Origin of the sequence: Micromonospora terminaliae (assembly GCF_009671205.1) — a bacterium.
GTDB classification, from domain to species: Bacteria; Actinomycetota; Actinomycetes; order Mycobacteriales; family Micromonosporaceae; genus Micromonospora; species Micromonospora terminaliae.
Genome location: NZ_CP045309.1, coordinates 3,854,466 through 3,878,000, shown reverse-complemented (window position 1 = coordinate 3,878,000; position 23,535 = coordinate 3,854,466). Strand labels below are relative to the sequence as shown.

The 23,535-nt window shown below is 75.2% G+C and carries 19 protein-coding genes; 13 read left to right on the top strand and 6 right to left on the bottom strand.

Annotated elements, in window-relative coordinates; translation table 11 throughout:
- Positions 1-73: 73 nt before the first annotated feature.
- The 3 genes from glnA (GCE86_RS17490) to GCE86_RS17480 all read left to right on the top strand — a co-directional run bounded on the left by glnA (GCE86_RS17490) (position 74) and on the right by GCE86_RS17480 (position 2,636).
- Entirely contained in the window at positions 74-1,423 is a 1,350-nt protein-coding gene (gene glnA, locus GCE86_RS17490; protein ID WP_154227961.1) for a type I glutamate--ammonia ligase, read from the top strand.
- A 43-nt stretch (positions 1,424-1,466) separates the two neighbouring features.
- Entirely contained in the window at positions 1,467-2,159 is a 693-nt protein-coding gene (locus tag GCE86_RS17485) for a helix-turn-helix transcriptional regulator (protein WP_154227960.1), read from the top strand.
- A gap of 105 nt (positions 2,160-2,264) precedes the next feature.
- The gene (locus tag GCE86_RS17480) at positions 2,265-2,636 is read left to right on the top strand and encodes a VOC family protein (RefSeq protein WP_154227959.1); all 372 of its coding nucleotides are present in this window, start codon (positions 2,265-2,267) and stop codon (positions 2,634-2,636) included.
- 82 nt (positions 2,637-2,718) lie between these two features.
- On the opposite strand, the gene GCE86_RS17475 is transcribed toward GCE86_RS17480, so the two are convergent.
- Positions 2,719-3,177, bottom strand: a complete 459-nt coding sequence (locus tag GCE86_RS17475; protein ID WP_154227958.1) for a hypothetical protein — start codon at positions 3,175-3,177, stop codon at positions 2,719-2,721.
- 99 nt (positions 3,178-3,276) lie between these two features.
- On the bottom strand, positions 3,277-4,206 hold the full coding sequence (locus GCE86_RS17470) for a S66 peptidase family protein (RefSeq protein ID WP_154227957.1): 930 nt from the start codon (positions 4,204-4,206) through the stop codon (positions 3,277-3,279).
- Positions 4,207-4,271: 65 nt separating this feature from the next.
- On the opposite strand from GCE86_RS17470, the gene GCE86_RS17465 reads away from it, so the two are divergent.
- Positions 4,272-5,039 carry a type 1 glutamine amidotransferase gene (locus GCE86_RS17465; protein WP_154227956.1) on the top strand — a complete coding sequence of 256 codons (768 nt, stop codon included), beginning with the start codon at positions 4,272-4,274 and terminating at the stop codon, positions 5,037-5,039.
- Position 5,040: 1 nt separating this feature from the next.
- Entirely contained in the window at positions 5,041-8,064 is a 3,024-nt protein-coding gene (locus tag GCE86_RS17460; protein WP_154227955.1) for a bifunctional [glutamine synthetase] adenylyltransferase/[glutamine synthetase]-adenylyl-L-tyrosine phosphorylase, read from the top strand.
- An 877-nt stretch (positions 8,065-8,941) separates the two neighbouring features.
- Here GCE86_RS17460 and GCE86_RS17455 read toward each other — a convergent pair.
- Positions 8,942-10,633: a hypothetical protein gene (locus tag GCE86_RS17455; protein ID WP_154227954.1), complete on the bottom strand. Its 1,692-nt coding sequence runs from the start codon at positions 10,631-10,633 to the stop codon at positions 8,942-8,944.
- Positions 10,634-10,678: 45 nt separating this feature from the next.
- On the opposite strand from GCE86_RS17455, the gene mptB (GCE86_RS17450) reads away from it, so the two are divergent.
- The 5 genes from mptB (GCE86_RS17450) (at position 10,679) to GCE86_RS17430 (ending at position 14,936) form a co-directional block, all read left to right on the top strand.
- The gene (mptB, locus tag GCE86_RS17450) at positions 10,679-12,094 is read left to right on the top strand and encodes a polyprenol phosphomannose-dependent alpha 1,6 mannosyltransferase MptB (protein ID WP_208818020.1); all 1,416 of its coding nucleotides are present in this window, start codon (positions 10,679-10,681) and stop codon (positions 12,092-12,094) included.
- 11 nt (positions 12,095-12,105) lie between these two features.
- Entirely contained in the window at positions 12,106-13,596 is a 1,491-nt protein-coding gene (mptB, locus tag GCE86_RS17445) for a polyprenol phosphomannose-dependent alpha 1,6 mannosyltransferase MptB (protein ID WP_154227952.1), read from the top strand.
- A 78-nt stretch (positions 13,597-13,674) separates the two neighbouring features.
- Complete coding sequence (locus GCE86_RS17440; RefSeq protein ID WP_154227951.1) at positions 13,675-14,019, top strand: ArsR/SmtB family transcription factor; 345 nt, start codon at positions 13,675-13,677, stop codon at positions 14,017-14,019.
- 14 nt (positions 14,020-14,033) lie between these two features.
- Complete coding sequence (locus GCE86_RS17435; protein ID WP_163636842.1) at positions 14,034-14,498, top strand: SRPBCC family protein; 465 nt, start codon at positions 14,034-14,036, stop codon at positions 14,496-14,498.
- A gap of 141 nt (positions 14,499-14,639) precedes the next feature.
- The gene (locus GCE86_RS17430) at positions 14,640-14,936 is read left to right on the top strand and encodes a GYD domain-containing protein (protein WP_154227949.1); all 297 of its coding nucleotides are present in this window, start codon (positions 14,640-14,642) and stop codon (positions 14,934-14,936) included.
- Between the two features lie 145 nt (positions 14,937-15,081).
- Here the strand turns inward: GCE86_RS17430 and glnA (GCE86_RS17425) are convergent, their stop codons facing one another.
- Complete coding sequence (gene glnA, locus GCE86_RS17425; RefSeq protein WP_154227948.1) at positions 15,082-16,506, bottom strand: type I glutamate--ammonia ligase; 1,425 nt, start codon at positions 16,504-16,506, stop codon at positions 15,082-15,084.
- Positions 16,507-16,739: 233 nt separating this feature from the next.
- On the opposite strand from glnA (GCE86_RS17425), the gene GCE86_RS17420 reads away from it, so the two are divergent.
- Positions 16,740-17,150, top strand: coding sequence for an RDD family protein (locus tag GCE86_RS17420; protein ID WP_208818019.1), 411 nt, complete (start codon positions 16,740-16,742; stop codon positions 17,148-17,150).
- 66 nt (positions 17,151-17,216) lie between these two features.
- Here the strand turns inward: GCE86_RS17420 and GCE86_RS17415 are convergent, their stop codons facing one another.
- Positions 17,217-17,906, bottom strand: coding sequence for a DUF4191 domain-containing protein (locus GCE86_RS17415; protein WP_091268389.1), 690 nt, complete (start codon positions 17,904-17,906; stop codon positions 17,217-17,219).
- 213 nt (positions 17,907-18,119) lie between these two features.
- On the opposite strand from GCE86_RS17415, the gene GCE86_RS31660 reads away from it, so the two are divergent.
- Together GCE86_RS31660 and GCE86_RS17410 are read left to right on the top strand one after the other, a co-directional pair.
- Complete coding sequence (locus GCE86_RS31660) at positions 18,120-18,290, top strand: hypothetical protein (RefSeq protein ID WP_167364328.1); 171 nt, start codon at positions 18,120-18,122, stop codon at positions 18,288-18,290.
- A 188-nt stretch (positions 18,291-18,478) separates the two neighbouring features.
- The gene (locus GCE86_RS17410; RefSeq protein WP_154227947.1) at positions 18,479-21,562 is read left to right on the top strand and encodes a helix-turn-helix transcriptional regulator; all 3,084 of its coding nucleotides are present in this window, start codon (positions 18,479-18,481) and stop codon (positions 21,560-21,562) included.
- On the opposite strand, the gene GCE86_RS17405 is transcribed toward GCE86_RS17410, so the two are convergent.
- Positions 21,544-23,493: a DUF423 domain-containing protein gene (locus tag GCE86_RS17405; protein WP_239542929.1), complete on the bottom strand. Its 1,950-nt coding sequence runs from the start codon at positions 23,491-23,493 to the stop codon at positions 21,544-21,546. The genes GCE86_RS17410 and GCE86_RS17405 overlap by 19 nt on opposite strands.
- Between the last annotated feature and the right edge of the window lie 42 nt (positions 23,494-23,535).

Sequence of the window (23,535 nt, the reverse complement as noted above, 5' to 3'; positions counted from 1 at the left end):
CGCCCGGTGGACACTGGGCGGTCAGGCCCGGCCGGCGCGACCGGCCCGGACGTTCGTGTCACGAGGGGTGGAAGTGGACCGTCAGCAGGAGTTCGTCCTCCGTACGCTGGAAGAGCGGGACATCCGGTTCGTCCGGCTGTGGTTCACCGACGTGCTCGGCACGCTCAAGAGCGTGTCGGTGGCGCCCGCGGAGCTGGAGGCGGCCTTCGAGGAGGGCATCGGCTTCGACGGCTCGGCCATCGAGGGCTTCGCGCGGGTCTTCGAGTCGGACATGGTCGCCATGCCCGACCCGACCACCTTCCAGGTCTTCCCCTTCGAGGGCGGGGTCAGCGGCGAGAGCGCCCGGATGTTCTGCGACATCCTGCTCCCCGACGGCACCCCCTCCTGGGCCGACCCGCGGCACGTGCTGCGTCGGGCGCTCTCCCGGGCGGCCGAGAAGGGCTTCACCTTCTACACCCACCCGGAGATCGAGTTCTTCCTGCTGGAGAACGGTCCGCAGGACGGCTCGGTGCCGGTCCCGGTGGACACCGGCGGCTACTTCGAGCACACCACCCACGCGGTGGCCCGCGACTTCCGCCGGCAGGCCGTGCTGGCCCTGGAGCGGATCGGCATCTCGGTGGAGTTCAGCCACCACGAGGTGGCCCCCGGCCAGCAGGAGATCGACCTGCGCTACGCCGACGCGCTCACCACCGCCGACAACATCATGACCTTCCGGCACGTGGTGAAGGAGGTCGCGCTCTCCACCGGCGTGCAGGCCAGCTTCATGCCGAAGCCCTTCACCGACCAGCCGGGCAACGGCATGCACACCCACCTGTCGCTGTTCGAGGGGGAGCGCAACGCGTTCCACGACGCCGGCGACCCCATGAAGCTCTCCAAGGTGGCCAAGTCGTTCATCGCCGGGCTGCTCACCCACGCCCGCGAGTACACCGCCGTCACGAACCAGTGGGTCAACTCCTACAAGCGCCTCTTCCCGCAGCACCTGCCGGACCGGATCACCGAGAGCCCGGCGTACGTCTGCTGGGGTCACCTGAACCGGTCCGCGCTGGTCCGGGTCCCCGCCTACGGCAAGCCGAACTCGGCCCGGGTCGAGGTCCGCTCGCTGGACTCGGCGACCAATCCCTACCTGGCCTTCGCGGTCATGCTGGGCGCCGGCCTCAAGGGCATCGAGGAGGGCTACGAGCTGCCGCCGGGCGCCGAGGACGACGTCTGGTCGCTCAGCAGCGCCGAGCGCCGCGCCATGGGCTACGAGGCGCTGCCGGAGAACCTGGCCGAGGCGATCGACGTGATGGCCGGCTCCGAGCTGGTCGCCGAGGTGCTCGGCGAGCACGTCTTCGACTTCTTCCTGCGCAACAAGCGCGCCGAGTGGGAGCAGTACCGCCGCGAGGTCACCCCCTACGAGCGGCAGCGCTACCTGTCGCTCTAGCTCACGGGCCGGGGCTGTCGCACCCGGGGCATAGCCTCCGGGCGTGAACCGCACCGACCGTCTCTACGCCCTGGTGGAGGAGCTGCGGGCGGTGTCGCCGCGGCCGCGCAGCGCCCGGTGGCTGGCCGGGCGCTTCGAGGTCAGCACCCGCACCATCGAGCGGGACATCACGGCGCTGCAGGGCGCCGGCGTGCCGATCTGGGCCGAACCGGGCCGCACCGGTGGCTACGTGGTCGACCGTGCCCGCACCCTGCCCCCGGTCAACCTGACCCCGGGCGAGGCGGTGGCCATGGCCGTGGCGCTGCACCGGCTGGACGGCACGCCGTTCGCCCCGGCCGCCGCCGCGGCGCTGCGCAAGCTGGTCGCCGTGATGCCACCGGCCGACGCCGCCGAGGCGCACCGCCTCGCCGGCCGGGTGCACCTGATGGGCGGCGGGCCGGCCACGCCCGTCCCGGCCGCCGTCGCCGACGCGGTCGCCGCACGCCGTGTGCTCCGCCTGCGGTACGCGGACCGCGCCGGCGCGGCCTCGGCCCGCGACGTGGAGCCGCTGGCCTACCTGGGCAACCGGACGCACTGGTACCTGGTGGCCTGGTGCCGGCTGCGCGACGGGGTGCGCTGCTTCCGCACCGACCGGATCGTCGCGGTGCGGTCGCTGGCCGAGCCGGTGACCCGGGAGCTGCGCCCCGACGACCTGGACATCCCCGCCGGGCGGGTGCGTCCACTGAGCCTGGTCTGATTTCCGGCTTCCCGGGAAACACCGACAGGACGCTGTCGCGCCGGTCGCCGAGGCTGACTCCCGACGACGCCGGCCGACCGGCTGGCGCGGACCTCAGGAGGAAGCATGTCGAGCACGCCCGTGACCTGGTTCGAGATCGGCTCCGACCGGCCCGAGGAGGTGGAACGCTTCTACGCCGACCTGTTCGGCTGGGCCTTCGAGGAGCAGGGCGGCCCGGGGGCGTCGTACCGGCAGACGCCGGCCGGCGGGGAGCGCGGCGTCGCCGGCGCGATCCGGGCCACCGACGGCACCGCGCCGAACTACGCGATCTTCTACGCGGAGGTCACCGACGTGGCGGAGGCGTGCCGGCGGGCCGAGGCGGCCGGGGGCAAGGTGCTGGTGCCGCTGCGCAGCGCGCCGAGCGGGCTGATCTGGGCCCACCTGCTCGACCCGTCGGGCAACCGCATCGGCGTGTTCACACCACCCGCGGCTGGCTGAGCGTACGGGTGCGGTGGGTGGCCCCGCCGGTGCCGGCCGGGAGGGAGGTGCGGCCGGTGCGGGGTCGGCGGGGCCACCCGGGTCACCCGCCCCAGCGGCCGTCCCCGCCGCGGTGGCCGTGACCACCCGGACCCGGGAAGACCCCGGCCTCGGCGGCCTTCAGCACCGCGTCGGCCTGCTCCTGGGTGAGCTTGCCGTCCTTGACGGCCTGGTCCAGCCGGTCCTTCAGCGCGGCCTGCCGGTCCGCGGTCGACGGCCGCTCGGGCCGGTCGGCCTGGCGCTGCTCGCGCAGCTTCTCCAGGGCCGCGGTGACCTTGTCGGTCGACACGCCCAGTTCCTTGGCGAGTGACTCGGCGAACTCGGCCTGCCGGTCGGCTCGCTGCTGCTGCCGGTCGGTGCCCTGGTCGGTGCTCGTGCTGGCGCTCGGGCTCGGGCTCTTGTCGTCGGCGAGCGCCACCGTCGGGGCGGCGATCCCGACGCCGAGCACGCCGGCAGTGGCCAGGCCGGCCAGCAGGTGCTTCCTCGACATCCTGCGGATCATGCGATTCTCCTGTTCGGTGGTGGTGCGATGACGTCACCGACAGTGACCGGCGGAGCTGGGCGCAACCCGTGGCGAACCTGTCAGCGCGCTGGCAATCGGTCAGCGGACGGCGGGAGTCACTGTCAGGGTGCCGGTGGTGGCGTCCAGGACAGCGGGGGTGCCCACCGGGACGGTCAGCTGGTCGGGGCCGTGGCCGATCGGGAGGCCGCCGAGGACGGGCACGCCCAGGTCGCCGAGGCGCTCCGTGAGCACGTCGGTGATCGTGGTGTCCCAGCCGTCGGCGCACTCGGTGAACTGGCCCACGGCCACCCCGGCGATCTCGTCCAGGGCGCCGCAGCGGCGTAGGTGGGTGAGCATCCGGTCGACCTTGTACGGCGGCTCCTGCACCTCCTCGACCAGCAGCACCGCACCGGTCAGGTCGGGCATGTCCGGGGTGCCGATCGACGCCGTGATGAGGCACAGGTTGCCGCCGAGCAGCCGCCCCTCCGCCCGGCCGGGCACCCGCACCGGGTATGTCTCCTCCTCCTTCACCGCCTCGACGGTCACCGGCTCGGTGGTCATCAGCGCGGCGTGCAGCGACTCCGCCGAGCGGGGCGGGGTGCGCTCGTCCCGCCACGCCGCGCCGGGGCCGTGCACACCGGCCAGCCGGGCGCCCCGCCAGAGCGCGAACTGGAGGGCGGTGATGTCGGAGAAGCCGGCCACCACCTTCGGGTCCCGGCGGACCGCCGCCATGTCGATGAGGTCCACCACCCGCTGCGCGCCGTAGCCGCCCCGGGTGCAGATCACCCCGCGGATCTCCGGGTCGGCGAACGCGGTGTTCAGGTCGGCGGCCCGCAGCTCGTCGCCGCCGGCCAGATAGCCCTGGCGGGCGTACGCGTTCGGCGCGGGCACGGGGCGCAGCCCCCAGCCGGTGAGCAGCTCGATGCCGCGGGCCACCCGCTCCGGGCGGGTCGGGCCGGAGGGCGAGACCAGCATCACCCGGTCGCCGGGGCGCAGGGCCGGTGGGCGCAGGCAGTCGTCGGTGGGCACGACGGGAGCCTAGTGCGGCGGAGCCGGAACGGCCGTCGCCGGGCGTACCGGATAGCCTCGACGTCGTGGCGACCGCGCTGGTGATCGAGAACGACCCGACCGACGACCTCCGCCGCCTGGGGGAGTGGCTCACCGAGGGGGGCCTGGACCTGTGGGTCCTGCGCCCGCACGCCGGCGACGAGCTTCCCGCCGACCTCGACGGGTACGTGGCGCTCGTGGTGCTCGGCGGCGAGCAGCAGGCCTACCCGCAGGCCGACGGAACCCCCGGCGCGCCCTGGTTCCCGGCCCTCGAAGGGCTGCTGCGCAAGGCGGTCCGGCAGCGGATCCCCACCCTCGGGGTCTGCCTCGGCGGCCAGCTGCTGGCCACCGCCCACGCCGGGCAGGTCGAGCGCAGCCCGTCCGGGCCCGAGGTCGGGCCCGGGGTGGTCGGCAAGCGGGACGCCGCCGAGACCGACCCGCTCTTCCGGTACGTGCCGCTCATGCCGGACGTGCTCCAGTGGCACAGCGACGAGATCACCGAGCTGCCGCACGGGGCCACCCTGCTGGCCGCCTCGACCCGCTACCCGCACCAGGCGTTCCGGCTCGGCGACCGGGCCTGGGGGCTCCAGTTCCACATCGAGTGCGACACCGCGATGATCGCCGACTGGGCCCGCGACTCCGACCTGCTGGCCGAGCTGGGCTACGACCCGGATCTCGTGGTGGCCGCCTGCGACCGGGCGATGGCCGACGTCGAGGAGGTCTGGCAGCCGTTCGCCATCCGGTTCGCCGCCCTCGCGCTGGGCGAGCTGGAGGACGTCACCACCCGCCCCACCCTGCCGCTGCTCGGGCACTGAGATGACCCGACCGGCCCGGGGGCGCCTCGCCCGCTACGGCTTCGCCGAGGGCGACGGCGGGCCCCGCGCCGCCGACCTGCTGGGCCCGGACGGGCTCGGCTTGTGGCGCGTCGAGGAGCAGGAACCCGCCGACGACGCGGCCGGGGACCTCCTCGCCGCGCTGTCCCGGGCCGCCGACCCCGACCTGGCGCTGCGCCAGCTGCACCGCGTCGTCGAGGCGGAACGGCGTACCGGGGAGAAGCCGGCCCTGCTCGACGCGCTCGCCGCCGATCCGGGGCTGCGCCGCCGCCTGGTCGCGGTCCTGGGCGCCTCCTCGGCGCTCGGTGACCACCTCGTGGCCAACCCGGACCAGTGGGGCGTGCTGGCCACCGAGCCGGACGGGCTCGCGCCCAGCGCCGACGGCCGGCTCGACCTGGCCGCGGCCGCCCGGCTGACCGCCGCCACCGGCCCCATCCCGGTGCTGCGGCAGGCGTACCGGCTGGCGCTGCTGCGGATCGCGGCGGCCGACCTGACCGGCGGGCGCGGTCTGGAGCAGACCATGGCGGCGCTCTCCGGGCTCGCCGACGCCACCCTGGCGGCCGCCTACGACATCGCCGTCGGCGAGCTGCCCGAGGGCACGCCCCGGCCCCGCCTGGCCGTGGTGGCCATGGGCAAGTGCGGGGGCGACGAGCTCAACTACGTCTCCGACGTGGACGTCATCTTCGTCGCCGCCACCGACGACGACCTGGCGGCCGCCACCCAGGTGGCCACCCGGCTGATCCACGTCTGCGGGCTGGTCGCGTGGCCGGTCGACGCGGCGCTGCGCCCCGAGGGCAACCGGGGGCCGCTGGTCCGCACCCTCGCCAGCCACCTGGCCTACTACCGCCGCTGGGCTCGTACCTGGGAGTTCCAGGCCCTGCTCAAGGCCCGGCCGGCCGCCGGTGACCTGCCGCTGGCCCGCGAGTGGATCGACGCGCTCGCCCCGCTGGTCTGGACCGCCGCCGAACGGCCCGAGGCGGTCGAGGACGTCCGCGCCATGCGCCGGAAGATCATCGACCACGTCCCGCCCAAGGAGCTGGAACGCGAGATCAAGCGAGGCCCGGGCGGGCTGCGCGACATCGAGTTCGCCGTCCAGCTGCTCCAGCTCGTGCACGGCCGGGGCGACGAGTCGCTGCGCGCGGCGGGCACCATCCCCGCGCTGCGCGCCCTGGTCGCCGGCGGCTACGTGGGCCGCGCCGACGGCGAGGCGCTGCTGCGCGGCTACCGCTTCCTGCGCGGCGTCGAGCACCGCCTCCAGCTCCAGGGCCTGCGCCGCACCCACACCGTGCCGACCGAGCCGGCCGCGCTGCGCTGGCTGGCCGCCGCGCTCGGCTACGCGGCCACCCCCGGCCGCAGCGCCGTCGAGGAGTTCCGCGCCGAGTGGGTCACCCACGCCACCGAGGTACGCCGGCTGCACGCCAAACTGCTCTACCGCCCCCTGCTGGAATCGGTCGCCCGGGTGCCGGCCGAGGGGCTGCGGCTCACCCCGGAGGCGGCCCGGCACCGGCTGGAGATCCTCGGCTTCGCCGACCCCGCCGGGGCGCTGCGGCACCTCCAGGCGCTCACCGGCGGGGTCAGCCGCACGGCGGCCATCCAGCGCACCCTGCTGCCGGTGCTGCTCAGCGAGTTCGCCGACGCACCCGAGCCGGACCGGGGGTTGCTCAACTACCGGCAGGTCTCCGACAAGCTCGGCAGCACCCCCTGGTACCTGCGGCTCCTGCGCGACTCCGGCCCGGTGGCCCGCCGGCTGGCCCGGGTCCTCTCCTCCTCCCGGTACGCGGCCGACCTGCTGGCCCGCGAGCCGGAGGCGCTGCGGCTGCTGGCCGAGGACACCGAGCTCACGCCGCGCCCGCGCGAGGTGCTCGGCGAGGGCTTCACGGCCGCCGCGGCCCGGCACGACGACCCGGTCGAGGCGACCCGCGCCGTCCGGGCGCTGCGCCGCCGCGAACTGGTGCGGCTCGCCTGCGCCGACGTGCTCAGCCGGGCCGGCGCGCTCGCCCCGCTCACCCCGCGATCGCCGGACGGCGGCGGGCGGGTGCCCACCCTCGCGGACGTCACGGCGGTCGGGGCCGCCCTCTCCGACGTCGCCGACGCGACCCTGGCCGCCGCGCTGCGGACCGCCCGGGCCGCCCAGCCCGGGCCGCCCGGCCTGCGCTTCGCGGTGATCGGCATGGGCCGGCTCGGCGGGCGCGAGTCCAACTACCTCTCCGACGCCGACGTGCTCTTCGTCTACGACCCGCCGCCGGACGGGGACGAGCGGGCCGCGGCGGCCGCCGCCCACGCCGTCGCCGAGGAACTGCGTCGGCTGCTCTCCGCGCCCGCACCCGACCCGCCGCTCGGGGTCGACGCCGATCTGCGCCCCGAGGGCCGGCAGGGCCCGCTGGTGCGCAGCCTCGCCGCGTACGCGCAGTACTACGCCCGCTGGTCGAAGGTGTGGGAGGCGCAGGCGCTGCTGCGGGCCCGGTTCGTCTGCGGCGACGCCGACCTGGGCGCCGAGTTCGAGGCGATGATCGAGCCGGTGCGCCATCCGGCCGACGGCCTGACCCGCGAGCAGGTGGTGGAGATCCGCCGGATCAAGGCGCGCGTGGAGACCGAGCGGCTGCCCCGCGGCGCCGACCCGGCCACCCACACGAAGCTGGGGCGGGGCGGGCTCGCCGACGTGGAGTGGGCGGTGCAGCTGCTCCAGCTCCGGCACGCCGGCCGGCTGCCTGAGCTGCGCGGCACGGGCACCCTCGCCGCGCTCACCGCGGCCCGGGACGCCGGGCTGGTCGACCCGGAGGACGCCGCGGAGATGGCGGCCGGCTGGACGCTGGCCGCCCAGGTCCGCAACGCGCTGATGCTGGTGCGCGGCCGGGCCGGTGACCAACTGCCCCGGCACGGCGTGGAACTGGCCGGCGTGGTGCGGCTGCTCGGCGGCGACGACCCGGGCGAGTTCCTCGACGAGTACCTGCGCACCGGCCGCCGCGCCCGAGCCGCCATGGAACGGGTCCTCGACGCCCCGTCCTGACCGTCGGTCCGCCGCCCGGGGCGCCGAGCCTTGGACCTGGCCTGACGCTGTCCCGGGCCGTGGTCGGTCCACCTCTCGCTCGCGCCTGTCGAGCTGATGTCGAGAACGACTCAACGGCGGCCGTCACGCGGGCGGCCTGCCGGGCCCGAGAGGCGGCGTGGGGCTGGGTCGGCGGCGACCTCCGTTCGAGCTGCCGGGAACGACTCAGCCGTGGCAGCCGTCCGGGGGTTGGCCTCGCGCCAGGGAGTTGCGGTCGGGCCGAGTCGGCGGCGACTTCAGCTCGAACTGGCGGGAAACGATCCAGCTGCGGCAGCTACCCGGAGCGGGCGTCCCGGCGTCTAGGGGTAGGGGTCGCGCTGGGTAGGCAGCGACCTCGTTCGAGCTGCCGGGAACGACTCGCCGCGGCAGCCGCCCAGGGTGCCCTCGTGGTCGCAAGGGGTTGGGATCGCGCTGAGTCGGCAACGACCTCAGCTCGCACTACTGGCGACGACTCAGGCGCGGTAGCTACCCGGGCCGGCCTCCCGGCCTCACGGGTAGGGGCCGCTGAGTCGGCGGCGACATCAGCTCGAAAGCGGCTCCCCCAGAGTCCGGTCGGGTTGTCGTCCGGTGCCTCGCCGGCACCTGGGAACTTGATGACGTAGACGGATCACCCGCGCCCCGTGCGGCGGCCGGAGCTGTCGACTCATCCAACGTCATCAAGTTTGTAGCGGCTCACGGCCTCCATGCCCGGTCAGGCGACGGGTGGGATGTGCGGCCGGGCGGCTTGGCCGTGGTCGGTCCTGGCGTCGCGGTTGTGGCGGCCACGTGGCGACGATCGGTCGCCGGATCGAATGTGCCGCCGCGCGGTGTGGGCACGGGTGCGGGTGGCCGGGCCGGGTCAGCTGCCGACGGTGTAGGTGCCCGCATGCGGCACCGTCACGGTCGTCCAGTCGCCGTCGGGGGCGAGGGTGGCGCCGCCGGAGACGGACAGCCAGCGGTCGTGGCGTACCCGTAGGGGCACCCGGCCGGGGCCGGGGGCGCGGAAGGTCACCGTGGCGGCGTCCTGGCGGACCAGCTCGCCCGGGGGGCCGACCAGCGGGGCCGGGTCGGCCACCGCGTAGAGCCGCCAGTGCGGGGCCGACCAGACCTCGGTGAGATACGGCAGGCCGGTCCGGACCAGGTCCGCCTCCGGCCGGCCCACCCAGGACAGTTCGACGTCGGGCACGGCGACGTACTGCACCGCGTTCTCCGTCAGCCAGGCGCGGTAGGTGTCGGCGGTCAGTGGGACGCCGGTGCCGGACGCGCCGGGAACGGTGGTGAAGAAGAGCGGGTTGCGGGCGATGTCGGCCTGGCGCAGCCAGCCCCGGGCCAGCGGCACCTCGCCGAGGTGCGCGGCCTCCCAGTAGTTGCGGGTCGGCGGCACCTCCACCCGCCCGGTGAGCCCGCGCCGCTCCAGCTCGGCGCGCAGCGGCGCGACGTACCCCGCATCGGCCGTGGGGTCGTCCGCGCTGGCCAGGTCCGCGGTGACCACGGGCGGCTGCCACACGCAGACCGCCGCCAGCAGCGCGGCCAGCGCCACCGCCGCCACGGTCCGCCGCCGTCGTGTCGGCCTCGGCTCGTCCGTCGCTCTCGGCTCGTCCGTCGCTCTCGGCTCGTCCGTCGGCCTCGGGTCGCCCGTCGGGCCGGCGGGGTTGTGTCCGGCGCGGCGGGCAGCTAGCCGGCGGGCGGCCAGCCGGCGGGGGAGCGTGGCCGTGGCGGCCAGCACGGGCAGCGCGAACATCACCACGAGGCGGGTGGCGTTCAGACCGACCGGGGTGTGCAGGAGCGCGGCGGCCAGCACCCCGGCCGCCGACAGCAGCGCGCCGACCCGCACCGGCCGGTAGGCCACCAGCGCGGCCACCAGCAGGCTGGTCACCACGGCGTGCACGGTGTCGGTGCGGCTGATGTTCATCCAGCCGCCCTCGCCGAAGAGCAGCCCGGTCACGGCCAGGGGCGCGGCGGCCGGCACGGCCAGCAGCAGGCCGTCGGCGTACCGGCGGGTGAGCAGCAGCGCGGCGCCGGCCAGGCCGACGAAGAGCCCGGCCACCGGGCTGGCCGCCGAGGCGAGCAGGGCGGCCAGCCCGGCCAGCACGGGACGCCACCACCGGGCGCGGCCGGCGGCGCCGGCGGGCAGCGTCAGCGCCAGCAGCGCGGCCAGGCCGAAGGTGACCCCGAGGGCGTACGTGACCCGGCCGGAGACCAGGTTGCCGGCGATCGTGAGCACACCGACGAGGCTGCCCAGCAGCGGCCGGGGCACCCGGGTCCGCACCAGCAGGGCGGCGAACGCGGTGGCCGAGGCGAGCAGGGTGAGGGCGCCGGTGGGGCGGACCCCGAGCAGGGCCATGAGCGGTGGTGAGACCAGGCTGTAGCCCCACGGGTGGACCCCGCCGTACCAGCGCAGGTCGACCAGGGCGGGCCCGTGCGCGGCGAAGAACCCGGCCCGGGCCACCTGGGCGGACAGGTCCGAGCCGGTGGCCGGCAGGGTGAGATACAGCACGGCGAGGACCAGCGCGGACGCGGCGGACACCGCCACCACCCGACCGCCCCGCATGCCCACCTCCTGATCGCGACCCACCGTACTGGCAGCATGTCCGGCGTGCCTCACCACCTCTCGCGCTGGATCGGCCTGGCGGGCTCGGTGCTGCTCGCCGTGGCCGCCTACCTCGGCGGCGCGCTGCCGCACGGAGACCTGCGCCCCACCCCGGTCAGCATCTGGCAGGGCCCGAACGGGCCCTTGATCATCGGTCTCTGGCTGGTCGGCACCGCCCTGCTGGCCGGGGCCTGGTGGTCGCTGCGCGACAGCGCGCCGTCGACCCGCTGGGTGCTCGTGACGGTCGCGCTCTGGCTGCTGCCGATGCTGTTCACCCCGCCGCTGGGCAGCCGGGACGCCTACGCCTACGCCTGCCAGGGTGCCAGCTACTCGGCCGGGATCAACCCCTACGAGCAGGGCGTGTCGGCGTTGCCCTGCCCCTGGCTGGACACCATCTCCTACATCTGGCGGGACACCCCGGCGCCGTACGGGCCGCTGTTCGTGGTGCTCTCCGGTGCCGTGGTGTCGGCGGCCGGGTCGCTGGCCGGCAGCGTGGCGCTGTTCCGGCTGCTCGCGGTGGCCGGGGTGGCGCTGACCGCCTGGGCCCTGCCGGTGCTGGCCCGCCGCTGCGGGGTGCCGCCGCAGCGGGCGCTCTGGCTCGCGCTGGCCTGCCCGCTGGTGCCCGTGCACCTGGTCTCCGGGGCGCACAACGACGCGCTCATGGTGGGCCTGCTCGTCGCCGGGCTGGCCGTGGTGGCGGCCCGGCCCGGCCGGCCGCTGCCGCTGCTCGCCGGGGGGCTGCTGCTGGGCCTGGCCGCCGCCGTCAAGGTCACCGCGCTGGTCGTGGTGCCGTTCGCCGCGCTGGCCGCGGTCGTCGGGCCGTACCGGATCCGGTCGCTGGTCCGCGACGGCGCATGGGTGGTCGGCGCGGCGGTGGCCACCGTGGTCACCGTGACCCTCGCGGCGGGCCTCAACTTCGGCTTCATCAGCGGCCTCGAACAGGGCGGCCTCGTCGTGGCCTGGACCTCGCCGCCCACCGCGGTCGGGCAGACCGCCGGGTACGTCGCGGCGATCTTCGGGGCGCACATCGACGCGCTGCCGGTCACCCGGGGGATCGCCGTGGTGGTGCTGGTGGGGGTGCTGGTCTGGCTCTGGTTCCGGGCGTTGCGCCGCGGGGAGCCCTTCTGGCACGCCGGCCTGGCGCTGACCGCGACGGTCGCGCTGTCGCCGCTGTTCCACCCCTGGTACTGGATGTGGCCCCTCACCGTGCTCGCCGCCACCGCCCGCCGGACCGGGTGGTTCGCGCTGGTGGCGCTGGTGTCGGCGTTCCTGGTCCTGGCCGACGGCACCGGCCTGCCCCGGTGGAGCAAGATGCCGGGCGCGCCCCTCATGACGCTGTTGGTGATCGTGGTGGTGGTCCGGTTGGTACGTTCGGCTCGGGCGGCCCGCCGGCCGGTCCCCGCCGACCGAGGAGCCGACTGAGAGAGGTGCCGGTGAGCGAGCCCGGCGCGCTGCCCGACGGACCGGTCCGGCCGGTGGCGCCGGCGCTCGCCCGGTACGCCGGACTCGCCGGGGCGGTGCTGTTGACCGTGGCCGGCTGGCTCGGCGGCGCGCTGCCCGACACCCCCGCCGTGACGAGCCTCGGCGCCGCCTGGCGCGCCCCGCACGGGCCCGCGGTGCTCGGCTGCTGGCTGGCCGGCACGGTGCTGCTGGTCGGGGCGTGGTGGTCCCTGCGGTGGGGCGCGCCGTCGGGCCGGTGGGCGTACCTGACCGCCGGGCTCTGGCTGGTCCCGCTGCTGGCCGCGCCGCCGCTGGGCAGCCGGGACGTCTACTCGTACGCCTGCCAGGGCTGGTCCTGGACGCAGGGCGTCGACCCCTACCGGGTCGGTGTGGCGGCGGCGGGCTGCCCGTGGGCGGAGAGCGTGTCGCCGATCTGGCGGGACACCCCGGCGCCGTACGGGCCGTTCTTCGTGCTGCTCGCCGGCCTGGCCGTGCTGCTCGGGGGCGGCCTGACGGGCGCGATCGCGCTGCTGCGGGTGGTGGCCCTGGCCGGGGTGCTGCTGGCCGCGCTCTGCCTGCCCGGGCTGGCCCGGGCCGCCGGGGTGCCGACCCGCCGGGCGGCCTGGCTGGCGCTGGCGTGCCCGCTGGTCGGGGTGCACCTGGTGGCCGGTGCGCACAACGACGCCGTGGGGCTCGGGCTGCTGCTGTTCGGTCTGCTGGTGCTGGTCCGCCGGCCCGGCCGGCCGCGGGCGCTGGTCGCGGCCGGCGTACTGCTCGGGCTGGCGGTGGCGGTGAAGGCGGTCGCCGTGGTGGTGCTGCCGTTCGCGGCGCTGGCCGCCGTACTCGGCCGCCACACGTGGCGGGCGCTGCTGCGCGACGGCGGCTGGCTGGCCGGGGGAGTGCTGGCCACGCTGGTGCTCACGAGCCTGGCCACCGGCCTGGGCGTGGGTTGGGTACGCGGCCTGGCCCGCAGCGGCGACTCCGAGCAGTGGACCTCCCCACCGACCGCGGTCGGTCTGGTGGTCGACTACGCGGGCGCCCTGGCCGGCCGGGACCCGGGAGCCGTACCGGTGGTCCGGGCGGTGGCGCTCGCTGTGCTCGCCGTGCTGCTGGTCCTGCTCTGGTGGCGGTCGTGGACGGCGTTGCGCCGGCTGGGCGACGTCCGGCATAGGGCGGCCCTGCTGGCTGCCGCCCGGCCGCGCGTGGCCCTGGCAGGGGCCGGCCTGGCGCTGGCCGCCACCGTGCTGCTCGCCCCGGTCTTCCACCCCTGGTACGCGACCTGGCCCCTCGCGCTGCTCGCGGTGGCGACCGTCGCCGTGGCGCGGACGGTGTGGTTCGTGGCGCCCTGCGCGGTGGCCGCGCTGCTCACCCTGCCGGACGGCACCAACCTGGCCCGCTTCACCAAGGCGCCGGGGGCGATCCTGATGACCGCGCTCGTGCTGGCCGTCGTGGCGGCCGCGGTCCGCGCCCGCCGCACCCGCTGAACTTTCCCGAATTGGTTGACGCCGCCCCACCCGGCCTCTATGTTTAACGCATCCGTTAATTAACGAGGTGGTTAAGCAATGGCCGAGGATCGACTCAGCGTCATCTTCGCGGCGCTGGCCGACCCGACCCGCCGGGGGATCCTCGCCCGGCTTGCGGAAGGGGACGCCACCGTCTCGGAGCTCGCCGAGCCGTTCGCGATCAGCCTGCCGGCGATCTCCCGGCACCTGAAGGTGCTGGAGCACGCCGGGTTGATCACCCGGAGCCGGAGCGCGCAGTGGCGGTCCAGCAGCCTCAACCCGGAGCCGCTGCGCGAGGCGACGGCCTGGATGGAGCGCTACCGGCAGTTCTGGGACGCCAACTTCGACCGGCTCGACGCGCACCTCAGGCGGATCCAGGCGCAGACCGAACGGAACGACCGATGAGAGAGGACAGCAGCATGACCGACACGCAGGCGACCCAGGAACTCGTCATGACCCGGGTCTTCGACGCCCCGCGGGAGCTGGTCTGGCGCGCGTTCACCGACCCGGACCAGTTCGCCGAGTGGTTCGCCCCGGTCGGCTGGTCCGTGCCGCGGGACACCGTCGACATGGACGTCCGGGTCGGCGGCCACCAGCGGTTCGTGATGGTCAACGACGAGGACCCGGCGATGACCTCGCCGGCCGACGGCACGTTTGCCGAGGTGGTGGAGCACGAGCTGCTGGTGGGCTACGAGGAGGCGCACGGCGTGCCGGGCGTGCCCGACGGCACCCGGTTCACGCTGCGGATGGAGTTCCACGCCGAGCCCGGCGATCGGACCCGGCTGGTGCTGCGCCAGGGCCCGTTCGCACCGGAGATGCGGTCCGGCGCCGAGCAGGGCTGGGGCAGCTCCTTCACCAAGCTGGACGCGCTGCTCGCCCGCTGAGGGGTACGCGCACCGGCCGGGCCGGCCCCGCTGTCGCGGAGCGGGCCCGGCCGCGACCCTGGTGGCGGGCGCTGGGCAGATTCAGACCGTTTTGCCCAGAATTAGCCTTACGATGAGATCTCTTCGTGGAGGTGAAGGGCCATGCCGACGTATATCGCCCTGCTGAACTGGACCGATCAGGGGATCCGCGCCTACAAGGACACCCCGAAGCGCGCCGATGCCTTCGCCGCAGCGACCCAGAAGGTCGGGGCGAAGCTCGTGAACCTTCAGTGGACCGTCGGTCCGTACGACCTCGTGGCCGTCGTCGAGGCACCCGACGAGGAGACCGCCGCTGCGGCGCTCCTGCAGCTGGGCGGGGCGGGCAACGTCCGTACCACGACCATGCGGGCCTTCAGTCAGGACGAGATGGCCGGCATCATCGCCAAAACCGCCGGCTGAGGCCTGCCACGCACGGCCAGGACGGCGGCTGCCCGGCAGACCGAGCACGACGGGCCGTCGATCGCTCGTACGCGGCGATCGACGGCCCGTCGGATGAACCCAGGGGGCGCAGGGCGCATGAACCCCCGGTCAGAGGGTTGTCAGCTCAGCAGTCGAAGTACATGGCGAACTCGTGCGGGGTCGGGCGCAGACGCACCGGGTCGACCTCGTTGGCCCGCTTCCACGACACCCAGGTGGAGATCAGGTCCGGCGTGAACACGCCGCCGTCGAGCAGGTAGTCGTGGTCGGCCTCGAGCGCGTCGAGCACCTCCGGCAGCGAGCCCGGCACCTGCTTGACGTCGCCCCATTCCTCCGGGGGCAGGTCGTAGAGGTCCTTGTCGATCGGCGCCGGCGGCTCGATCTTGTTCTTGATGCCGTCCAGACCGGCCATCATCATCGCCGAGAAGGCGAGGTACGGGTTGCTGGACGGGTCCGGCACCCGGAACTCGACCCGCTTGGCCTTCGGGTTGCTGCCGGTGACGGGGATACGGGTGCACGCGGAGCGGTTGCGCTGCGAGTACACCAGGTTCACCGGGGCCTCGAAGCCGGGCACGAGCCGGCGGTAGGAGTTCACCGTGGGGTTGGTGAAGGCCAGCAGCGACGGGGCGTGGTGCAGCAGACCGCCGATGTACCAGCGGGCGGTGTCGGACAGGCCGGCGTAGCCGGTCTCGTCGTAGAACAGCGGTTCGCCGTTGAGCCAGAGGCTCTGGTGGGTGTGCATGCCGGAGCCGTTGTCGCCGAACAGCGGCTTGGGCATGAACGTGGCGGTCTTGCCGTTGGCCCACGCTTCGTTCTTGACGATGTACTTGAACAGTTGGAGCTGGTCGGCGGAGTGCAGCAGGGTGGAGAACTTGTAGTTGATCTCCGACTGGCCGGCGGTGCCGACCTCGTGGTGCGACCGCTCGACGGTGAAGCCGGTGTCGACGAGGCGACGCACGATGCTGTCACGCAGGTCGGCGTAGTGGTCCACCGGCGGCACCGGGAAGTAGCCGCCCTTGTAGGCGGTCTTGTAACCCCGGTTCCCGCCCTGCTCCTCGCGGCCGCTGTTCCAGGCGCCTTCGATCGAGTCGATGTAGTAGAACGACTGGTGCGCGGAGGTTTCGTGACGGATCGAGTCGAAGATGTAGAACTCCGCCTCCGCGCCGAAGTAGGCGGTGTCGGCGATGCCGCTCGCCGCCAGGAACGCCTCAGCCTTCTTCGCCACGTTCCGCGGGTCCCGCGAGTACGCCTCACGGGTGAACGGGTCGTGGATGAAGAAGTTCAGCGCGAGGGTCTTCTGCGCCCGGAACGGGTCGATGAACGCGCTCGCCACGTCCGGCAGCAGCAGCATGTCCGACTCGTGGATCGCCTGGAAACCGCGGATCGACGAACCGTCGAACGCGAGGCCGTCGGTGAACAGGCTGTCGTCGACCGACTCGACCGGCAGGTTGAAGTGCTGCATCACGCCGGGCAGGTCACAGAAACGAACGTCGACGAACTTCACGTCCTCGTTGGTGAGGTAACGCAGCAGTTCCTCGGGATTGGCGAACACAGGTCCTCCTGGCGGGTCCACTCCGGTCGCTGTCTACCTGGCGACGCTATGGCCGCGGGGTTGCCCGGTCGTGTCTCCTCTGTTTCCGCCGTGTTACGTCCCTCGCGGAGCGTCATCCCGGCCGCTCAGCGCCTCCCGTCTGGCGCTGTTTGGGTCTTTGGTCCCGTTTCCCGCTCCGTGCCGACCGGCGTACCCGGGCAGTCCGGCGCCGGTCGCTGGCTACCCTGGCCGCTGTGACCGATACCGCCGCCGCGCCGGTGCCGCCCGCCGCGGACCCGACCTTCACGCCCCCGAGCATCGGCCGCCGCTTCGGCGCCCTGCTCATCGACTGGGTGCTCTGCCTGCTGATCGCCAACCTCTTCGCCGACCCGGTCCGGGACGGCTGGGCGCCGGTCCTGGTGCTGATCCTGGAGTACGGCTTCTTCCTCGGCCTCTTCACCCAGACCCCCGGCATGTACATCACCCGGATCCGCTGCCTGTCCTGGGCCGACGGGGGCCGGATCGGGCTGGTCCGGGCGCTGCTGCGCGGCGTGCTGCTGGCCCTCGTCGTCCCCGCGCTGATCATGGACGGGCACCGGCGCGGCCTGCACGACCGCCTCACCGGGTCGGTCATCGCCGACGCCCCCCGCCCCGCTCGCCGCTGACCCGGGCACCCACGACGAAGGAGCCGGCCCCGCGCGGGGCCGGCTCCTTCTCGCGTACGACGGGGGTCAGCGACCCCGGGTCTGGCGGAACGCGCCCCGCGGCGGCCGCATGTTCTTCGGGATCGCGCCCTTGGGCATCTGCGGGCGGGCGGTGAGCGCCTTGAGCCGCTTGTCGAGGGCGTTGACGTCCTTCGGGGCGAGGCTGCGGGGCAGCCGCATCAGCGTCATCCGCAGCTTGCGGATCGGCAGCTCGCCCTCGCCCTGCCCGATCACGTAGTCGTGCAGCGGGGCGGAACCGATCACCTTGGCGAGCCGGCGCTTCTCCTGGCCGAGCAGGCCGCGCACCCGCTGCGGATTGCCCTCGGCCAGCAGGATCACCCCCGGCCGGCCGATCACGAGGTGCACCATGTCCATCTGTGTGGTGGAGCTGACCGCCGGGGTGACCCGCCAGTCGCCCCGCATGCTCTCCATGATCTGGGCTGCCGCGCCGGGCTGCCCCTCGGCGGCGTTCATCATCGCCTTGTTGGACCGCAGGTTGAGCACGATCAGCACGGCGAGCAGGATGAACAGGATGCCGATCGGCAGCCAGATCCAACCCCAGAGGAGCACCGCCACCACGGTGAGCGCGAGCGGAATCAGCACCGCCGCCGCCGTCAGTGGCGCGAACCACCGGTCCTGCTTGGCGGTGAACTGGAACACCATCCCGATCTGCTTCAGCCGCTGGCCGAACGAGACCTTCTCCTGGGGCTTTGCCATGCCGCAGAGTCTAGTGGTCGGCGCGCAGCCTGTTGATCCGTGGCCGCCCCTAGCCGCGCGGCTGAGTACCTTACGTCGCCGCCGGCCCCCTGAGGCCCCCGGGTAAGGAGGGGGAGCGGCCGAAGATCAGGCAGCGTACCCATGCCCCGGGGGCACCTTCGCGCGGAAAGTCAGTGTCGACAGCGACAGACACCGCACGACAGGAGAACCAAGATGTTCGGCAACGACGCAGACCTGCTCCTCAGCATCCACCGCAGCCACGCCTCCGAGCTGCAGGCCGACGCGGCCCGGGACCGGCTCGCCCGGTCCCTGCCCCGCCGGCACCCGCGCGGCTGGCTGGGCCGCCGGCAGCACGCCGCCCGCGTCTCCGACACCCGCCGGTGACCGCCCCGGCGCTGCCCGCGCCGCAGCCCACCGTCACCTCGTCCGATGCGGCCGGGTTGGACCTCAGGGGCACCGACCCGGCCGCCTCCACCGGGAGCTCCGATGGAAATGGTCCGGCCGTCACGGGGGCGGCCGGGCCGGCGGGGATCGGGCCGGTCGGCCGGGCCGGAGCGGGTGCGCGTCATGGCATGCTCGACGGCGTGACCGCACGCGCCGCCAGCACCGTCCTCGTGGGCCGCCAGTCCGAGCTGACCGGGCTGCGCGAGGCGCTCGGCCGGGCCCGGGCCGGGGACCCGGCGACCGTGCTGGTGGGCGGCGAGGCCGGGGTCGGCAAGACCCGGCTGCTGGAGGAGTTCGGCGCGCACGCCTCCGCGACCGGCGCGCGGCTGCTCATCGGCCAGTGCCTGGAACTCGGCGAGGCCGGCCTGCCCTTCGCGCCGTTCGCCGCCGCGCTGCGCGACGTGCTGCGCCACGACGGCCCGGCGGCCTTCGGCGGCTACGAGGCGGAGTTCGCCCGGCTGCTTCCCGAGCTGGCCCGGGTGCCGGCGGGGGCCGCCGCACCGGCCGGGCTGCCCGTCTCCGACACCCCGCGCGGCTACCTGTTCGACCTGGTCGCCGACCTGTTCCGGCGGCTCGCCGAGGAGCGGCCGCTGGTGCTGTTGATCGAGGACCTGCACTGGGCCGACCGCTCCACCCGGGACCTGATCGGCTTCCTGGTCCGGGCCGCCCGGGCGACCCGCCTGCTGCTGGTCTGCACCTACCGCACCGACGAGCTGCACCGTGGCCACCCGCTGCGGCCCTTCCTCGCCGAGCTGGACCGGGCCCGGGGCGTGGACCGGGTCGAGCTGGGCCGGCTGGACCGGGACGGCACCGCGGCCGTCCTCGCCGACCTGCTCGGCGTCGAGCCGGCGCCCCGGGCCGTCGACGACGTGCACGGGCGTACCCAGGGCAACCCCTTCTTCATCGAGGAGCTGGCCGCCGCCGGCGACCCCGTCGGCTGCGCCGTGCTGCCCGAGACGCTGCGCGACCTGCTGCTGGCGCGCGTGGACCGGCTGCCCGAGCCGGCCCAGCGGGTGCTGCGGATCGCCGCCGCCGGTGGCACCCGCTTCGCCCACCAGCTCCTCGCCGAGGTGGCCGGGCTGCCGGAGGCCGAGCTGGAGGACGCGTTGCGCGCAGCCGTGGCCGGCCAGCTCGTGGTGGCCGACCCGGACGGCGACTACGAGTTCCGGCACGCGCTGGTCCGCGAGGCCGTACACGACGACCTGCTCCCGGGCGAGCACGCCCGGCTGCACGCCCGGTACGCCGCCGCCATCGAGGCCCAGCCGCACCTGGTGGCCGCCGGCCGCGCCCCGGCCGAGATCGCCCACCACTGGTACGCGGCACACGACCACCCCCGCGCCCTCCTCGCCGCCCGGACCGCCGCCGCTGCCGCGGCCGACCGCTACGCATACGCCGAGCAGAGCCGGCTGCTGGAACGGGTCCTCGAACTGTGGGAGCTGGTGCCCGACGCCGCCGAGCGTCTCGGCATGGATCACCTGCGGGTGCTGGAGGAGACCCTGGCCGCGGCCACCACGGCCGGGGACTACAACCGGGCGCTCACCCTGACCCGGGCCGGGCTGGCCGAGGTGGACACCGAAGCCGAGCCGCTGCGCGCCGCCGGCCTGCTCTATCGGCGCGGCCGGCACCTCGCCCTGCTCGGCAAGAGCGACGGCACCGCCGAGGTACGCGAGGCGTACCGGCTGGCGGCCGGGGTGCCGGACACGCCGGAGCGGGTGCGGCTGCTCGCCGACATCGCGGCGCACCTGGTCAAGATCGACCCCGAGCAGGCCGCCTCGGTGGCCGACGAGGCGATGGCGGCGGCCGAGGCGGTCGGCGAGGACGTGGCCCTGCTGCCCACCCGCATCGCCCTGCTCTGCCGCACCGACAAGGCCCCTGACCTGGGGCTGTCCGAGCTGCGCCGGGCCGAGGCCCTCGCCCGGGCCACCGGCAACGCCCCGGCGCTGGTGAGCGCCCTGGTCTACCTCTCCGACGTGCTCTACGAGCTGGGCCGGTACGCCGAGAGCGAGGAGGCCGCCGCGGCCGGGGTGAGCGAGGCGCGCCGGGTGGGGATCAGCCGCTCGACCGGGGCGTACCTGCTGTCGAACCGGGCCGAGGCGCTCATCGCGCTGGGCCGCTGGGACGAGGCCGACGTGGCCTGCGCGGAGGCCGCCCGGATCGACCCGCCGGGCGTCTCCGGGCTGCACTGGCTCCAGCTCCGGGCGGGGCTGCGGCTGGCCCGGGCGCATCCCGCCGCCGACGAGCTGGTCGGGCGGGCGCTGGCCTTCCTGGCCCGGCCCTACCTCTGGCCGAACCACCGGCTGCCCCTGCGCGAGCTGCGCATCGAGGCCGCCCTGGCGGCGGACGACAAGGTGGCCGCGCTCGCCGCGAGCCGGGCCGCCCTGGCCGACGAGCGCCTGGTCGACCTGCCGCGGGAGGCCTGGCCGGTGCTCAGCGCGGTGGCCCGCGCCGCCGCACTGGTCGGCGACGCCGGGCTGGCCGCCGAGGCGTCCGCGGTGGCCGCCGAGCTGCCCGTCCGCTACCCGGCGGAGGAGGCCCACGCCGCCCAGGTCACGGCGATCCTCACGGGCGTCGGGCCGGGCCCTGCCTCCGGCGGTGGCCCTGCTTCCGGTGGTGGTCCCGTCTCTGGTGGCGGTCTTGTCTCCGGCGGTGGTCCCGCGTCCGACCTTGGTGCGGGTGGCGGCGCTCCCGTCGCACCGGTTCAGCGGCAGGGCGCCCCGGCCGGTCGGGACGGTGCGGCGCTGCCCGCGTGGCGGGCGGCGGTGGCGCGGTGGCGGGCGGTCGGGCAGCCGTACCCGCTGGGCCGGGCGCTGCTCGCGCTGGCCGAGGCCGCCGCGGCGGCCGGCGAGCGGGACGAGGTCGCCGACGCCGTCCGCGAGGCCGCCGACATCGCCACCCGGCTGGGCGCCACCCCGCTGGGCGAGCAGGCCGCCACCCTGGCCCGCCGGGTCGGGCTGCGCGGCACCGGCCGGCCCGGGCCGGACCTGCTCACCAGCCGCGAGCAGGAGGTGCTCCGGCTGGTGGCCGAGGGGCACAGCAACAGCCGGATCGCCGAGCGACTCTTCATCTCGCCGAAGACGGCGAGCGTGCACGTGTCCCGGATCATCGCCAAGCTGGACGTGACCAACCGGGTGGAGGCTGCCGCGCTGGCCCACCGTCTCGGGCTGCTCGACCTGGCGCCGCCCGCCACGCCGGCTCAGCGGCGGGGCAGGTAGATCCGCCAGCCCGGGACGTCGACCACCCGGAGCCCGTCCGGGCCGGGCCCGAGCCGGCGGTCCAGCCGGGCGGCCAGCGGCGACCCGGGCGGGGCCACCCAGCCCGCGCCCGGGTCGGCGTCCACCGCCCGCCGGTATCCGGGCAGCCGGTCGAACCCGGGGCGCAGCTCGTCGTCGACCACCGCGCAGCGCACCTCCTCGCCGCTGGCGAAGGCGAGCCGGTTGCAGGTCCAGTAGCCGGCGCGGACGTGGCGCAGGTTCAGGTCACCGAGGGCGTCGACGAGCATCCGGTGTCGCTCGGCCTCCGCGTGGGTGGCAGGCACGGTCCCGACCGCCCCCGCCGTGGCGACCACCCCGGTGCCCAGCATCCCCGCCAGCACCGCGACCGCCGCCACCCCGGCCGCCCGGATGCGCTTCCGGCCGCCCGCGGTCCGGCTGATCGACTCCGGATCGCCGAGGTGGCGGTCTCCAGGCCGGTCGGATCCCGCCAGCTCGCCGAGGTGGTGGCCGGATCGGTGGGATTCCGCCGGCTCGCCGGGGTGGTGGGGCGGCTCGGCGGGGCGGGGCCACAGGCCGGCCCGGCGGGCGGCGGACCAGAGGGGCCAGAGCAGGGCGGGCATGGCGACCGCGAGGATCGACAGGTAGCGGGCGCTCTCCATCGGGGCCCGCCCGGCCGCGGTGCTCAGCGCATACGCCGCCAGCACCGCCGCCGCCGCGGCGAGCAGCGCCAGCCGCACCGCCGCCGAGACCCGCCCGCCCGGCACCTCAGCGGGACCATCGCCAGATCTTGGAGACTTGTCGTTCGCAGCGAACGGAAACTCTCCAAGATCTGCGGACCGCCCTGGCGGCGCGGGCGACGCGGGCGACGCGGGCGGGACCGCTCGGCGGAGGGTGTGCCAGGCGGTGATCGCCGCCAGCAGCAGCAGGGCGAGGAACGTCGGCGCCCACCAGAGCTGCCACCCGGCACAGCGGCCGGGGGAGCAGAAGCCCAGGGCAAGCGGCGGCCCGAGCACCAGCCCGCCGTACAGGCGCTCGCCCCAGCTCGCCGCCGCATCGGCCCCGCTGGCGGTCAGCACGGCGGCGAGCGGGTTGCGGCCGTGCCGGAGACTGTCCAGCAGCATCGGCGCCGCGCCCAGCAGCAGGCCTCCCGCCAGGACCGCCCCGGCCCGCCCGACCAGCTCTCGCCGGCGCCACCCCACCAGCACGGCGCCGAGCGCCAGCACGAACGGCAGGATCAGCGGATCGACCCAGAGCAGCACCCCGGAGACGAGCCCCCAGGCCGCCCAGGGGGACAACGGCGCCGCTGACCCGCCCGCGGCAGCCGGCCTGTCCGCGTCCGCCGGACGGGGCAGGCGCGCCGCCGGGCCGCCCGCGGACGCCCGGCGGGGGAGCCCCCGCGAGCCGCCCGCGCACAGCCTCACAGTGAGCAGCGCCAGCGCCACCCCGGCCGGGTTCAGCTCCGGGTAGCCGCCGCCGGCGATGAGCTGGTTCTTGATCACCCGGTCGGAGCCGAGCGCGAGCACGGCGACGACCAGCAGGGCGTACCAGCGGTCGCCGCCGAGCCGGCGGGTGAGCTGCCAGGACAGGGCGAGGAAGAGGGCGTACAGGGCGAGGGTGGGCAGCCGCAGGACCAGCACCGACGGCCCGGACAGGGCGACCAGCGGCGCGGCCAGGTACGCCTCGAGCGTGCCCATGTAGGCCTGCCCGTAGAACCAGACGGGGAAGTCCTCACCGCGGGCGATGTGCAGGGCGGCCAGCCCCATGGTCGCCTCGTCGCTGTTGCCGGGCGGCACGTCGGCGAGCAGCAGCGCCAGCCGGTAGCCGACCCCGGCGACCCCGACCAGCAGGGCGAGCAGCGCCGGCAGCCGGGTACGCCGGGGCGTACGCGGGCGGGTGGCCTCGCGTGGCTGCTGGCGTACCCCGGCGGTCATCCCTGGGATCATGGCATCCGGCGGGCGGCCGGCGGTGGGTGA